Raw genomic sequence first — 15,508 nt, forward strand, 5'->3', positions numbered from 1 at the left:
GCACAACCCGCTTGTAAAGACAAGTGCAACCGTCCCTCGGGCGGGGCTTCCCCAAGTGCAACCTTTGCATGCACAATCGCGGCCCCTTTCCCGGTTGAGTTGGGCGAAACGTCTATTTCGCCATTCTCAGCCTGTTGCAGTCTTGCGAGTGGAGCTTCACCCGGAATGAATGAGCAGGCCCCAAGCGTTGAACAACGCTTTGCAGAATCGACCCCCGCCACCCTCGGCAGCTGGTCGCGTCACGACACCACCTGGATGCTGGGCCTGTTCGGCACGGCCATCGGCGCCGGAACCCTGTTCCTGCCCATCAACGCCGGCCTTGGCGGTTTCTGGCCGTTGCTGGTCCTGGCCTTGCTGGCCTTCCCCATGACCTACTTCGCCCACCGCGGCCTGACCCGTTTCGTGCTCTCCGGCAGCAAGGGCGGCGACATCACCGAAGTGGTCGAGGAGCATTTCGGCATCACCGCCGGCGCACTGATCACCATCCTGTACTTCTTCGCCATCTTCCCGATCCTGCTGATCTACAGCGTGGCGCTGACCAACACCGTCAGCAGCTTCATGGAGCACCAACTGCACATGACGCCGCCGCCTCGGGCGATCCTGTCGTTCGTGCTGATCCTCGGCCTGCTGGCCATCGTGCGCTGCGGCGAACAGGCCACGGTCAAGGTCATGAGCCTGCTGGTCTACCCGTTCATCGTCGCCCTGGCGCTGCTGGCCCTGTACCTGGTGCCGCACTGGACCGGTGGGATCCTCGACACCGCGGCGCAAATGCCGTCCGGCTCGGCCTTCCTGCACACGGTGTGGCTGGCGATCCCGGTGATGGTGTTCTCGTTCAACCATTCGCCGATCATCTCCGCCTTCGCCGTCGACCAGAAGCGTCGCTACGGTGAGCACGCCGACGAACGCAGCGGGCAGATCCTGGGTCGCGCCCACCTGCTGATGGTGCTGATGGTGCTGTTCTTCGTGTTCAGCTGCGTGCTGACCCTGAGCAGCGCTCAACTGGCCGAGGCCAAGGCGCAGAACCTGTCGATCCTGTCGTACCTGGCCAACCACTTCGAGCAGCCGGCCATCGCCTTCGCCGCGCCCTTGATCGCCTTCATCGCCATCGCCAAGTCGTTCCTGGGCCACTACATCGGCGCCAGCGAGGGCCTGAAAGGCATGATCGTCAAGGCCGGCATGCGCCCGGGCGCCAAGGCCCTGGATCGCATCGTCGCCGCGCTGATGCTGGTGGTGTGCTGGATCGTCGCCACCCTCAACCCAAGCATCCTGGGCATGATCGAATCCCTGGGCGGTCCGATCATCGCCGTGCTGCTGTTCCTGATGCCGATGTACGCCATCCGTCGCGTGCCGTCGATGCGCAAGTACAGTGGCGCGCTGTCCAACGTGTTCGTGGTGGTCATTGGCCTGGTAGCCCTGACCTCGGTGGTATACGGCCTGCTGGCCTGACGCGACGCTCAGTCCAGGTGCCCGGGTCGGTTGTCGCCGCCCGGGCATTTTCTTGTCCGCGAAAATTGTCCGGCAATACAACAATTTCATGTTTGCTTATAGGCACTTGCGCGGCTTCATGCTTAACTCAGGGTCTTTTTCAAACCCGCATAAGGAATTCCGCCATGGCTCAAGTGACTCTCAAAGGCAACCCGGTTCAGGTCAAAGGCGAACTGCCGAAGGCTGGCGCCGCAGCGCCGGCCTTCTCCCTGGTCGCGGGCGACCTGTCCGACAAGTCGCTGAAAGACTTCGCCGGCAAGCGCAAGGTGCTGAACATCTTCCCGAGCGTCGATACCCCGACCTGCGCCACCTCCGTGCGCAAGTTCAACGCCCAGGCCAATGACGTGGCCAACACCGTGGTGCTGTGCATCTCCGCCGACCTGCCGTTCGCCCAGGCGCGCTTCTGCGGTGCCGAAGGCCTGGAGAACGTGAAGAACCTTTCCACGCTGCGTGGCCGCGAGTTCCTGGAAACCTACGGCGTCGCCATCGCCGACGGCCCGCTGGCTGGCCTGGCGGCCCGCGCCGTGGTGGTGCTGGACGAGAACGACAAGGTGCTGCACAGCGAGCTGGTCGGCGAAATCGCTGACGAGCCGAACTACGAGGCGGCGCTGGCTGTCCTGAAGTAACACCACGCGCCCGGTGGGGCGCAGCGTGGGAGCGGGCTTGACCCGCGATTGCACCTTGAAGGCTGGCGTGTTTGCCTGATACGACGCCATCGCGGGGCAAGCCCGCTCCCACTGGTGCGTCACACCCTGTAACGGCCTGGACCCTGTTCCAGGCCGTTTTCATTTAAAGTTCACCCCTTTGCCAACGTCAGCCGAAGGTAAAGCACTGGTAAAGCCCCTTTGCTAAAACGATGCCAGTGCTTATCGTTCACGCTCTTCTCGCCGTCTTTCTCTGAACAAGGTTCGTTCGACCCATGCAAGCCTCCAATTCCCGTTCCCTCCGTCGCTGGCTGTTCGGCCTGCTGATCCTGCTGCTGGTGGCCGCGCTGGCCTGGTGGCTGTGGCCCGCGCCGGTAGCCCACAAGGATGGCGCCAATGGGCGTCCGGGCCGTGGCATGGGCATGGGCGGGCGCCCGGGCTTCGGCGCATCCGTCGAAGCGGTGCCGGTGCGCGTCGAACCGGTGCGCGTGGGCGATTTCCCGCTGTACTACAAGGCCCTGGGCACCGTCACCGCGACCAATACGGTGAATGTGCGCAGCCGGGTGGCCGGCGAACTGGTCAAGATCCATTTCAAGGAGGGCCAGCAGGTCAAGGCCGGTGACCTGCTCGCCGAGATCGACCCGCGCACCTACCGCATCGCCCTGCAGCAGGCCGAAGGCACCCTGGCGCAGAACCAGGCGCAACTGAAGAATGCCCAGGTCGACCTGGCCCGCTATAAAGGCCTGTACGCCGAGGACAGCATCGCCAAGCAGACCCTGGACACCGCCGAGGCGCAGGTCGCCCAGTTCCAGGGCCTGGTCAAGACCAACCAGGCGCAGGTCAACGATGCCCGCCTGAATCTCGAATTCACCCAGATCCGTGCCCCGATCAGCGGTCGCGTCGGCCTGCGCCAGCTGGATCTTGGCAACCTGGTGGCCGCCAACGACACCACCGCGCTGGCGGTGATCACCCAGACCGAGCCGATCAGTGTCGCGTTCACGCTCCCGGAAACCCAGCTCGACACCGTGCTCGCCCGCTACCGCAGTGGCGCCAGCCTGCCGGTCGAGGCCTGGGACCGGGGTGACCAGAAACTCCAGTCCACCGGCGTGCTGGGGAGCTTCGACAACCAGATCGACACCACCACCGGCACCCTGAAGTTCAAGGGCACCTTCGAGAACCGCGACCACGCCCTGTTCCCCAACCAGTTCGTCAACGTGCGCCTGCTCGCCGATACCCTGAAGCAGGTGGTGCTGGCGCCTGCCGCTGCCATCCAGTTCGGTAACGACGGCACCTTCGTCTATGTCGTCAACGCCGAGAACACCATCAACATCCGCAAGCTCAAGGTCGGCGCCAGCGACGGCGACAACACGGTGATCGCCGAGGGCCTGGCCGCCGGCGAGCGCCTGGTGCTGGAAGGCACCGACCGCCTGCGCGAAGGCACCAAGGTCGAGGTGGTCGAAGACAGCTCCCAGGTGCCGACGACCCCCGGCCAGCACCTGCAAGGGCAGGGCGCCGGCGGCTCGGCGCAGGCCGGTGAGTCGAGCGACAAGGCGGGCGCATGAACCTCTCGCGCCTGTTCATCCTGCGGCCGGTCGCCACCACGCTGAGCATGCTGGCCATCGTCCTGGCCGGCCTGATCGCCTACAAGCTGTTGCCGGTGGCGGCCTTGCCCCAGGTCGACTATCCGACCATCCGGGTCATGACCCTCTATCCGGGCGCCAGCCCGCAGGTGATGACCAGCGCGGTCACCGCCCCGCTGGAGCGCCAGTTCGGCCAGATGCCGGGCCTGGAGCAGATGGCCTCGACCAGCTCGGGTGGCGCTTCGGTGCTCACCCTGCGCTTCAACCTCGACATGAACATGGATGTCGCCGAACAGCAGGTCCAGGCCGCGATCAACGCCGCCAGCAACCTGCTGCCCAGCGACCTGCCGGCACCGCCGGTGTACAACAAGGTCAACCCGGCCGACACCCCGGTGCTGACCCTGGCCATTTCCTCGAAGACCATGCCGCTGCCCAAGCTCAACGACCTGGTCGACACCCGCGTGGCGCAGAAGATCGCCCAGATCAGCGGCGTGGGCATGGTCAGCATCGCCGGTGGCCAGCGCCAGGCGGTGCGGATCAAGGTCAACGTCGATGCCCTGGCCGCCAACGGCCTCAACCTGGACGACGTGCGCACCCTGATCGGCGCCTCCAACGTCAACCAGCCCAAGGGCAACTTCGACGGCCCGACGCGGGTGTCGATGCTCGACGCCAACGACCAGCTGCGCTCGCCCGCCGAGTACGCCAACCTCATTCTCAAGTACAACGCCGGCGCGCCGCTGCGCCTGAAGGACGTCGCCGAGATCGTCGATGGCGCCGAGAACGAACGCCTGGCCGCCTGGGCCAATCAGAACGAAGCGGTGCTGCTGAACATCCAGCGCCAACCCGGGGCGAACGTCATCGAAGTGGTCGACCGGATCAAGGAACTGCTGCCGTCGATCACCGACAACCTGCCGGCAGGGCTGGAAGTCAGCGTGCTCACCGACCGCACCCAGACCATCCGTGCCGCCGTGCGCGATGTGCAGCACGAGCTGCTGTTCGCCATCGCCCTGGTGGTGATGGTGACTTTCGTGTTCCTGCGCAGGGTCAGCGCCACCATCATTCCGTCCATCGCCGTGCCGCTGTCGCTGATCGGCACTTTCGGGGTGATGTACCTGGCCGGCTTCTCGGTCAACAACCTCACGCTGATGGCCCTGACCATCGCCACCGGCTTCGTGGTGGACGACGCCATCGTCATGCTGGAGAACATCTCCCGCCATATCGAGGAGGGCGAGACGCCGCTGCAAGCCGCGCTCAAGGGCGCCAGGCAGATCGGTTTCACCCTGATCTCGCTGACTTTTTCGCTGATCGCGGTACTGATCCCGCTGCTGTTCATGGCCGATGTGGTCGGGCGGCTGTTCCGCGAGTTCGCCATCACCCTGGCGGTGGCGATCCTGATCTCGCTGGTGGTGTCGCTGACGCTGACACCGATGATGTGCGCGCGCCTGCTCAAGCGTGAACCCAAGGAAGCGGAGCAAGGCCGCTTCTACCGTGCCAGTGGCGCCTGGATCGACTGGCTGATCAGGCACTACGGCAGTGCGCTGACCTGGGTGCTCGAGCGTCAGCCGCTGACCCTGCTGGTGGCCGTGGCCACCCTGGCGCTGACCGTGGTGCTGTACCTGATGGTGCCCAAAGGCTTCTTCCCGGTGCAGGACACCGGGGTGATCCAGGGCATTTCCGAGGCGCCCCAGGCCACCTCGTTCGCCGCCATGAGCGAGCGCCAGCAGTCGCTGGCCAAGGTGATCCTCGAAGACCCGGCGGTGCAGAGCCTGTCGTCCTACATCGGCGTGGACGGCGACAACGCCACCCTCAACAGCGGTCGCCTGCTGATCAACCTCAAGCCCCACGGCGAGCGCGACGTCACCGCCGCCGAGGTCATCAACCGCCTGCAGCCAAGGCTCGACAAGCTGGTCGGCATCCGGCTGTTCATGCAGCCGGTGCAGGACCTGAGCATCGAGGACCGGGTCAGCCGCACCCAGTACCAGTTCAGCCTCAGCTCGCCCGACGCCGACCTGCTCGCCGAATGGAGCGGCAAACTGGTGCGCGCGTTGAAGGACCGCCCCGAGCTGCGGGATGTGGCCAGCGACCTGCAGGACAAGGGCCTGCAGGTGTACCTGGTGATCGACCGCGACATGGCCAGCCGCCTTGGCATCAGCGTGGCGCAGATCACCAACGCCCTGTACGACGCCTTCGGCCAGCGGCAGATCTCGACCATCTACACCCAGGCCAGCCAGTACCGCGTGGTGCTGCAGTCGCAGACGGCCGCCAGCCTAGGCCCGCAGGCGCTGGAGTCGATCCACGTCAAGGCCACCGACGGCGGCCAGGTGCGCTTGTCGGCGCTGGCGCGCATCGAGCAGCGCCAGGCCCAGCTGGCCATCTCGCACATCGGCCAGTTCCCGGCGGTGATGATGTCGTTCAACCTGGCCGATGGCGCGTCGCTGGGCGAGGCGGTCAAGGTGATCGAGCAGGTGCAGCAGGACATCGGCATGCCCCTGGGCGTGCAGACCCGCTTCCAGGGCGCCGCCGAGGCGTTCCAGGCCTCGCTGTCGAGCACCTTGCTGCTGATCCTGGCCGCGGTGGTGACCATGTACATCGTGCTGGGCGTGCTCTACGAGAGCTACATCCATCCGGTGACCATCCTCTCCACGCTGCCGTCGGCGGCGGTGGGGGCCTTGCTGGCGCTGCTGCTCAGCGGCAACGACCTGGGCATGATCGCCATCATCGGCATCATCCTGCTGATCGGTATCGTCAAGAAGAACGCGATCATGATGATCGACTTCGCCCTGGAGGCCGAGCGTCACCAGGGCATGAGCCCGCGCGACGCGATCTACCAGGCGGCGCTGCTGCGCTTCCGGCCGATCCTGATGACCACCCTGGCCGCGCTGTTCGGCGCCGTGCCGTTGATGCTCGCCACCGGCTCCGGCGCCGAGCTGCGCCAGCCGCTGGGCCTGGTGATGGTCGGCGGCCTGCTGGTGAGCCAGGTGCTGACCCTGTTCACCACCCCGGTGATCTACCTGTACTTCGACCGACTGGCGCGCCGCTGGGGCGATTCGCGTCTGGCCGAGGAGGCGGTATGAGCGGCTTCAAGCTGCAAGCTGCAAGCTGCAAGCGGCAAGCTGATCGGGGTGGACTCGAGTGCGGTGCTCGCGCGCGCTTTTTCTTGCGGCTTGAAGCTTGCAGCTTGCAGCTTGAAGCTCGCAGCTTGCCGCTTGAAGCGTGGAGCTGCAAATGAACCTGTCCGGACCGTTCATTCGCCGGCCGGTGGCCACCATGCTGCTGAGTCTGGCGATCATGCTGCTGGGCGGGGTGAGCTTCGGCCTGCTGCCGGTGGCGCCGCTGCCGCAGATGGACTTCCCGGTGATCGTGGTGCAGGCCAACCTGCCGGGCGCCAGCCCCGAGGTGATGGCTTCCACCGTGGCCACGCCGCTGGAGCGCAAGCTCGGCGCCATTGCCGGTGTCACCACCTTGACCAGCAGTTCCAACCAGGGCTCGACCCGGGTGATCATCGGCTTCGAGCTGGGCCGCGACATCGACGGCGCGGCGCGCGAGGTGCAGGCGGCGATCAACGCCACCCGCAACCTGCTGCCCAGCGGCATGCGCAGCATGCCCACCTACAAGAAGATCAACCCGTCCCAGGCGCCGATCATGGTGCTGTCGCTGACCTCGGACGTGCTGTCCAAGGGCAAGCTCTACGACCTGGCCGACACCATCCTGTCGCAGAGCCTGGCCCAGGTCGGCGGCGTAGGCGAGGTGCAGATCGGCGGCAGCTCGCTGCCGGCGGTGCGCATCGAGCTCGAGCCGCAGTTGCTCAACCAGTACGGATTGTCCCTGGACGAAGTGCGTACCGCCGTGGCCAATGCCAACCAGCGCCGGCCCATGGGCTTCGTCGAGGATCGCGAGCGCAACTGGCAAGTGCGCGCCAACGACCAGCTGGAAAGCGCCGAGGACTACAGGCCGGTGGTGATCCGCCAGCAAAACGGCGCGATCCTGCGCCTGTCGGACGTGGCCAAGGTCAGCGACGGCGTGGAAAACCGCTACAACAGCGGTTTCTTCAACGACCAGAGCGCGGTGTTGCTGGTGGTCAACCGCCAGACCAACGCCAACATCATCCAGACCGTCGAGCAGATCAAGGCCGAGCTGCCGGCGCTGCAGTCATTGCTGCCGGCCAGCGTCAAGCTCAACGTGGCCATGGATCGCTCGCCGGTGATCAAGGCCACCCTGAAAGAGGCCGAGCACACGCTGCTGATCGCCGTGGTCCTGGTGATCCTGGTGGTCTACCTGTTCCTCGGCAACCTGCGAGCCTCGTTGATCCCCAGCCTGGCGGTGCCGGTGTCGCTGGTGGGCACCTTCGCGGTCATGTACCTGTGCGGCTTCTCGCTGAACAACCTGTCGCTGATGGCGCTGATCCTGGCCACCGGGCTGGTGGTGGACGACGCCATCGTGGTGCTGGAGAACATCTCGCGGCATATCGAGAATGGCGAGAATCCGATGCGCGCCGCCTACAAGGGCGCCAAGGAGGTCGGCTTCACCCTGCTGTCGATGAATGTCTCGCTGGTGGCGGTGTTCGTCTCCATCCTGTTCATGGGCGGTATCGTCCGCGGCTTGTTCAAGGAGTTCTCGATCACCCTGGCGGCGGCGATCATCGTCTCGCTGGTGGTGTCGCTGACGCTGACGCCGATGCTTTGTTCGCGCTGGCTCAAGGCGCATGGCCCGCAGCAGCAGACCCGCCTGCAGCGCTGGAGCGACCGCATCCACCAGCGCATGGTCGCCGGCTACGACAGGAGCCTGGGCTGGGCCCTGCGCCACAAGCGTCTGACGCTGTTCAGCCTGCTGGCTACCATCGTGCTCAACATCGCCCTGTACGTGGTGGTGCCCAAGACCCTGATGCCGCAACAGGACACCGGCCAGTTGCAAGGCTTCATCCGCGGCGACGATGGCCTGTCGTTCACCGTGATGCAGCCGAAGATGGAGATCTACCGTCGGGCGCTGCTCAAGGATCCGGCCGTGGAGAGTGTCGCGGGTTTCATCGGCGGCAACAGTGGCACCAACAATGCCTTCGTGCTGGTGCGCCTCAAGCCCATCAGTGAGCGCAAGGAAGATGCGCAGAAGGTCATCGACCGTTTGCGCAAGGACCTGCCGAAGATTCCGGGCGGGCGCCTCTACCTGATGGCCGACCAGGACCTGCAACTGGGGGGAGGGGGGCGCGACCAGAACACCTCGCAGTACCTCTATACCCTGCAGAGCGGGGATCTGGCCGCCCTGCGCGAGTGGTTCCCCAAGGTCGCCGCCGAGCTGCGCAAGCTGCCCGAGCTGACCGCCATCGATGCGCACGACGGCGCCGGTACCCAGCAGGTGACCCTGGTGGTCGATCGCGATCAGGCCAAGCGCCTCGGCATCGACATGGACATGGTCACCGCGGTGCTGAACAACGCCTACAGCCAGCGTCAGATATCGACCATCTATGACAGCCTCAACCAGTACCAGGTAGTACTGGAGATCAACCCGAAATACGCCTGGGACCCGAGCACCCTGGAACAGGTGCAGGTGATCACCGCCGACGGTGCCCGCGTGCCGCTGTCAACTTTCGCCCACTACCAGAACAGCTTGGCCAACGACCGCGTCAGCCACGAAGACCAGTTCGCTTCCGAAGACATCGCCTTCGACGTTGCCGAGGGCTACAGCCCGGACCAGGCCATGGCCGCGCTGGAGCGCGCGGTGGCCAAGCTTGGCCTGCCGGAGTCGGTGATCGCCAAGCTCGGCGGTACCGCCGACGCCTTCACCAAGACCACCGAAGGCCAGCCGTTGATGATTCTAGGCGCCCTGGTGCTGGTGTACCTGGTGCTGGGCATACTCTACGAGAGCTACATCCACCCGCTGACCATCCTTTCCACGCTGCCTTCGGCCGGGGTAGGCGCCTTGTTGGCACTGTATCTGACCGGCGGCGAATTCAGCCTGATCTCGCTGCTGGGGCTGTTCCTGCTGATCGGCGTGGTGAAGAAGAACGCCATCCTGATGATCGACCTGGCCCTGCAGCTGGAGCGCAACGATGGCCTGTCGCCGGAAGAGTCGATCCGTCGCGCCTGCCTGCTGCGTCTGCGACCGATCCTGATGACCACCCTGGCCGCCATCCTCGGCGCGCTGCCGCTGCTGCTCAGCCAGGCCGAAGGCGCCGAGATGCGCCAACCGCTGGGCCTGACCATCATCGGTGGCCTGGTGTTCAGCCAGGTCCTGACCCTGTACACGACGCCGGTGGTCTACCTGTACCTTGACCGCCTGCGCCACCGTTTCAACCGTTGGCGCGGTGTGCGCACCGACGCTGCCCTGGATACCCCGCTATGAACTTTGCCCACACCCGCCTGCATCGTGCCCTCCAGCTACTGACCCGAGGGCGTGGCTCGCGCCTGGTCGGCGCCGGCCTGTGCGTGGCGATGCTCAGTGCCTGTACGCTGAGCCCGGACTACCACCGGCCCGAGCTGAGCACCCCGGCGCAGTTCAAGCAGGCCGAAGGCTGGACCCAGGCCAATCCGTCGGATGCCATCGCCCGTGGCGCCTGGTGGGAAATCTACGGCGACCGGCAATTGAACGCCCTGGTCGAAGAGCTCAACCGCAGCAACCAGACGGTCGCGCAATACGAGGCCCAGTATCGCCAGGCCCAGGCCCTGGTGCGCAGCAGCCGGGCCTCGTTGTTCCCCTCGCTGGACCTGACCACCAGCAAGAATCGCTCGGCGCAGGGAACCGGCAGTTCCAGCTCCAGCCTGTCGAACAACAGCAGTGGCATTCGCAACACCTACAACGCGCAGCTCGGCGTGAGCTGGGAGATCGACCTGTGGGGCAAGCTGCGCGAGACCCTGAATGCCAACCAGGCGAGTGCCGAGGCCAGCCTGGCCGACATGGCGGCGATCCGCCTGAGCCAGCAGTCGGAGCTGGTGCAGAACTACCTGCAGTTGCGGGTGATCGATGAGCAGAAGCGCCTGCTCGAAGCCACGGTCGCGGCCTACGAGCGCTCGTTGAAGATGAACGAGAACCAGTATCGCGCCGGAGTTTCCGGGCCCGACGCCGTGGCCCAGGCGCGCACCCAGCTCAAGAGCACCCAGGCCGACCTGATCGACCTGGCCTGGCAGCGCGCGCAGTACGAGAACGCCATCGCCGTGCTGATGGGCAAGGCGCCGGCGGAGTTCGCCCTGGCCGCGAGCAACGACATTCCGGCGCTGCCGCAGATTCCGCTGGCGCTACCGTCGCAATTGCTCGAGCGCAGGCCCGACATCGCCTCGGCCGAGCGCAAGGTGATGGCGGCCAACGCCAATATCGGAGTGTCCCGGGCCGCGTACTTCCCGGACCTGTCGCTGAGCATGAGCGGCGGCTACTCCAGCAGCAGCTTCAACAACTGGATCGAGTTGCCCAACCGCTACTGGTCGGTCGGGCCGCAACTGGCGCTGACCCTGTTCGACGCCGGCAAGCGCAGCGCCGAGGTGGACCGCACCGTCGCGGTGTACGACCAGACCGTGGCGCAGTATCGCCAGACCGTGCTGGACGGGTTCAAGGAGGTCGAGAACTACCTGGTGCAGCTCAAGGTCTACGGTGACGAAGCCGTGGTGCGCCAGGAAGCGCTGGAGGCGGCGCGCGAGTCGTTGCGCCTGACCGAGAACCAGTACAAGGCCGGGCTGATCGGTTATCTGGATGTGGTGAACGTGCAGACCACGGCGCTGAGCAACGAGCGCAGCGTACTGACGCTGCTGCAGGGGCGGTTGGTGGCGAGTGTGCAGTTGATCGCGGCGCTGGGCGGTGGCTGGGATGCTCAGCAAGCGCTGGCCAAGGAATGAGGCGGTAGGCCGCCCAACCCCTTTGATCTAAAGCGAAGGATCCGCTGGCCTATGCTGTTGCGGCAACCCCGTATCCTGTTCTCTCAGCAAAGGTATTCGTTCATGAGCAAGCCGACTGTCGTACTGGTACATGGTTTCTGGGGCGGAGCCGCCCATTGGGGCAAGGTGATCGTCGAACTGGCGCGCAAGGGCATCACGAATGTGCGCGCCGTGGAGATGCCTCTCACCTCGCTGGCCGACGATGCCGAGCGCACCCGCAAGATGGTCGCGCAGGTCGACGGACCGGTGCTGTTGGTGGGGCATTCCTATGGCGGGGCGGTGATCACCCAGGCCGGCAACCAGCCAAACGTGATGGGTCTGGTCTTCATTGCGGCCTTTGCGCCCGACCAGGACGAAAGCCCTGGTGGCCTGACCCAGCAGCACCTCCCCAAAGCGGCGCCCAACCTGGCGCCGGACAGCGACGGTTACCTGTGGATCAAGGCGGACAAGTTCCATGAAAGCTTCTGCCAGGACCTGTCGGCCGATGAGGCACTGGTCATGGCGGTAACGCAGAAGGCGCCGCTGGCGAGTACCTTCGCTGACACCATCAGCAATCCGGCCTGGAAGAACAAGCCGACCTGGTATCAGATTTCCAGCGAAGACCACATGATCGCGCCCGAGAACCAGAAGCTGATGTCGGCGCGAATGAACCCACGCAAGACCATCACCCTGGATGCCAGCCATGCTTCGCTGGCTTCCCGGGCGAAGGAGGTCGCCGCGCTGATCGAAGAAGCGCTGGGCTGAGTCAGCCCTTGCACTTGGCCACGACCACCTGGCAGGTGCGTGGCGTGCCACCGGAGCGGCTGGCATAGCGCACGCAGCTGTCCAGCGACTTCCTGCTGGCCGTGGCGAGGGTCGGGCCGAATGCCAGGCCACCCTCGCCACTGCTGGGCAGGGCCTTGGCATAGCAGTTGGAGCCCTGGGCGGCATAGCGCGTGGCGGCGTGCTTGCTCGAGCAGCCAGCCACCAGGACCAGAGACAGGGCGAGCAGGGGCAGGGCGAGCATTCGTCCGCGGAACGTGACCATCTTAGGCTCCTGGAAATAGTTGCTGATGTGTTGGCCTATTCAGATTAGCTGGAGGCGCTTCGTCTGGCGCGGCGTTTGTCAGCGGTCAAGAAGCTCGAGTGCCAACTGTTGCCATCGACAACCGCTCCGAACGACCAGTGTCAATATGCCTTCATGCGTCGATCAAAGCGCTCTGCATCAAGGATCTGCGAGCCTTCCAGGGGTTATTGGATCCATTCTCATTCGCGAAAACCCCGTGCGTTTCCTCAGCGCTTGAGTACAATCATCGCTTTTCCGAGCCTTCCCTTGGTTCGTTCCTGGATGTGCAAATGCTGATCGGTAGTTACTCTTCCTCCCTGGTGTTGATCTCGTTGTGCGTGGCCATCCTCGCCTCCTACACGGCCCTGGACCTTACCGGGCGCATCGCCACCGCCAAGGGCCGAGCAGTGTACCTGTGGATGGGCGGCGGGGCGTTCGCCATGGGCATCGGCATCTGGTCGATGCACTTCATCGGCATGCTGGCGTTCAGCCTGCCGGTCGAGCTGGGTTACGACAGGGTGCTCACCGCCGTGTCGCTGTTGATCGCGGTGGCATCCTCAGGTTTCGCCCTGTGGCTGGTGAGCCAGCCGAAACTGCCCTGGCTGCAACTGGCCTTTGGCGCGTTGATCATGGGCACCGGCATCGCCTGCATGCACTACATGGGCATGGCGGCGCTGCGCATGCAGCCGGGCATCGACTATGACCCGGCGCTGTTCGGCGCTTCCCTGGCCATAGCGGTTGGCGCCTCGGCGGCGGCGCTGTGGATCGCCTTCCGTCTGCGCCGACACACACCCTACGTACGCCATATCCGAGGCGTGGCGGCGGTGGTGATGGGCGTTGCCATCGTCGGCATGCACTACACCGGCATGGCCGCGGCCAATTTCCCCGAGGGCAGTTTCTGTGGCGCGCTGGTCGGTGGACTGGCGGGCGATGGCCTGGAGTACGTGGTGTTGATCACCACCCTGGCGGTGCTGGCGGTCGCGCTGTTGACCTCGGTGCTGGACGCCCGTCTGGAGGCCCGCACGGCGGAGCTGGCGCGTTCGCTGACGCTGGCCAACCAGGAACTGACGCAACTGGCCTTGCACGACACCCTCACCGGATTGCCCAATCGCACGCTGCTGGCCGACCGTATCGAGCAGGCCATTGGCCGGGTGGCGGAGCAGGGCGGCTGCTTCGCCCTCATGTTCATCGACCTCGATGGCTTCAAGCCGGTCAACGATGCCTTCGGTCACCATGTCGGCGACCTGCTGCTCAAGGCCGTGGCGACACGTCTGCGCGGTCATCTGCACAGCCAGGACACCCTGGCGCGCATTGGCGGCGACGAGTTCGTGTTGTTGGTGAAGCTGGACGAGCCGGACGATGCGATGAACGTCGCGGTCAAGCAGGTCAACCTGGTATCCCGGCCATTCCGCGTCGCCGAGCATGACCTGCAGCTGTCGGCGAGCCTGGGTATCGTGCTGTACCCAGGCAACGGTCTGGACCAGCATGAGCTGCTGCGCAATGCCGACGCCGCCATGTACCACGCCAAGAGCGCCGGCAAGAACGGCTACAGCTTCTTCGACGCGTCGATGAACAGCAACGCGCGCCAGCAGTTGCAGTTGCTGCAGGACCTGCGCATGGCGCTGGAACTGGGCCAGTTCCGTCTGCACTACCAGCCCAAGTTCGATGCCGCGCTGCGCCAGCCCATCGGTGCCGAGGCCTTGCTGCGCTGGGAGCACCCACAGCACGGCCTGATGCTGCCGGACCGCTTCATTGGTCTGGCGGAGAAGACCGGCCTGATCATTCCCATTGGCGAGTGGGTGTTGGCCGAGGCGTGTCGGCAGATGCGCCAGTGGATGGACCTGGGGCATGAGGACTGGCGTATCGCGGTGAACCTGTCGGCGATCCAGTTCTGTCATGCCGGCCTGGTCGACAGCGTTGCCACGGCCCTGGAGCAAAACAGCCTGCCGGCCAACCGCCTGACCCTGGAAATCACCGAAACCACCGCCATGCGCGACGCCGATGCCAGCCTGCATGTACTGCAGCGCCTGGCAGACATGGGGGTCGACCTGTCCATCGACGATTTTGGCACCGGCTATTCCAGCCTGATGTACCTCAAGCGCCTGCCGGCCAACGAGCTGAAGATCGACCGTGGCTTCGTCCGCGACCTCGAACAGGACAGCGATGACGCCGCCATCGTCTCGGCCATCGTTGCCCTGGGGCAGGCCCTTGGGCTGCGTATCGTCGCCGAGGGCGTGGAGACGGACCGCCAGCAGGACTTCCTGACCCGGCTCGGCTGCGACTCGCTGCAGGGCTATCTGCTCGGCCAGCCGGTGCCGCCCGAACAGTTCATGAAAGGCCTGGAGGCGCTGCGCGAGCGCCAGGGGACGTCGAGCTAGACGACGTCGCGCAGAGGGCTGGCGAGCAGCCCGAAGGTTTCCAGCTCGGCCTCCACGGCCTCGATGATCCGTTCGACATCGGCGGCGGGCATGATCGCCGCGCAGGGGATACCGGCGATAGCCAGCAAGGTTTCACCGCTGGCCCGGTCGAACAGACGGGCGATCATGCTGCGTGGCGCATCCATGCTGGCCTCGAAGCCCAGTGGATGGAAATGCCAACGCATGACCTGGCAGGCGTTGGGGAACGTCATCTTGGTCATGCCAGCCTCCTTGTTCATGTCCTGAGCGTGGAGAGTCCAAAGCACTTGCGCAAATGGCCATCCTGGCCATCGGGACTTTAACCATAGCACCTGCCATGGCAGTGATCTGCGCGAAACAGGACAAATGTACCAAGGCATGACCGTGGTCACACTTCCGTCATGTCGGCTGCTATCAGGGCAAACGTTTTCCTTCGGATGCGGGCCAGAAGCCAAGCCTTGCTCTGCTATGTTTACCGGCAGCATCTTTCGGACCAACGGTG

General features: G+C 65.1%; 10 protein-coding genes. 8 read left to right on the forward strand and 2 right to left on the reverse strand.

The window, feature by feature from the left end:
* Positions 1-165: 165 nt before the first annotated feature.
* The 7 genes from N5D48_RS13700 (at position 166) to N5D48_RS13730 (ending at position 12,309) form a co-directional block, all read left to right on the forward strand.
* Positions 166-1,446, forward strand: a complete 1,281-nt coding sequence (locus N5D48_RS13700) for a serine/threonine transporter (protein ID WP_279885017.1) — start codon at positions 166-168, stop codon at positions 1,444-1,446.
* Positions 1,447-1,610: 164 nt separating this feature from the next.
* On the forward strand, positions 1,611-2,111 hold the full coding sequence (gene tpx, locus N5D48_RS13705; RefSeq protein WP_279885020.1) for a thiol peroxidase: 501 nt from the start codon (positions 1,611-1,613) through the stop codon (positions 2,109-2,111).
* Positions 2,112-2,404: 293 nt separating this feature from the next.
* On the forward strand, positions 2,405-3,691 hold the full coding sequence (locus tag N5D48_RS13710) for an MdtA/MuxA family multidrug efflux RND transporter periplasmic adaptor subunit (protein WP_279885023.1): 1,287 nt from the start codon (positions 2,405-2,407) through the stop codon (positions 3,689-3,691).
* A complete protein-coding gene (locus N5D48_RS13715; RefSeq protein ID WP_279885024.1) occupies positions 3,688-6,783 on the forward strand; it encodes an MdtB/MuxB family multidrug efflux RND transporter permease subunit in 3,096 nt (1,031 codons plus the stop codon). The genes N5D48_RS13710 and N5D48_RS13715 overlap by 4 nt, the downstream gene beginning before the upstream one ends.
* 151 nt (positions 6,784-6,934) lie before the next feature.
* Entirely contained in the window at positions 6,935-10,045 is a 3,111-nt protein-coding gene (locus tag N5D48_RS13720) for an efflux RND transporter permease subunit (RefSeq protein WP_279885025.1), read from the forward strand.
* Positions 10,042-11,526, forward strand: a complete 1,485-nt coding sequence (locus tag N5D48_RS13725) for an efflux transporter outer membrane subunit (RefSeq protein WP_279885028.1) — start codon at positions 10,042-10,044, stop codon at positions 11,524-11,526. The genes N5D48_RS13720 and N5D48_RS13725 overlap by 4 nt, the downstream gene beginning before the upstream one ends.
* A 102-nt stretch (positions 11,527-11,628) precedes the next feature.
* Complete coding sequence (locus tag N5D48_RS13730; RefSeq protein ID WP_279885031.1) at positions 11,629-12,309, forward strand: alpha/beta hydrolase; 681 nt, start codon at positions 11,629-11,631, stop codon at positions 12,307-12,309.
* Between the two features lies 1 nt (position 12,310).
* Here N5D48_RS13730 and N5D48_RS13735 read toward each other — a convergent pair whose 3' ends face one another.
* Entirely contained in the window at positions 12,311-12,592 is a 282-nt protein-coding gene (locus N5D48_RS13735) for a hypothetical protein (RefSeq protein WP_279885034.1), read from the reverse strand.
* Positions 12,593-12,900: 308 nt separating this feature from the next.
* Between N5D48_RS13735 and N5D48_RS13740 the strand changes: the two genes are divergently transcribed.
* Entirely contained in the window at positions 12,901-14,988 is a 2,088-nt protein-coding gene (locus tag N5D48_RS13740) for an EAL domain-containing protein (RefSeq protein ID WP_279885037.1), read from the forward strand.
* On the opposite strand, the gene N5D48_RS13745 is transcribed toward N5D48_RS13740, so the two are convergent.
* Positions 14,985-15,248 (reverse strand): DUF1652 domain-containing protein, encoded by a 264-nt coding sequence (locus N5D48_RS13745; protein ID WP_279885039.1) that lies wholly within the window; start codon positions 15,246-15,248, stop codon positions 14,985-14,987. The genes N5D48_RS13740 and N5D48_RS13745 overlap by 4 nt on opposite strands.
* Between the last annotated feature and the right edge of the window lie 260 nt (positions 15,249-15,508).

The sequence above is a fragment of the Pseudomonas sp. GD03858 genome (assembly GCF_029840925.1).
GTDB lineage: Bacteria > Pseudomonadota > Gammaproteobacteria > Pseudomonadales > Pseudomonadaceae > Aquipseudomonas.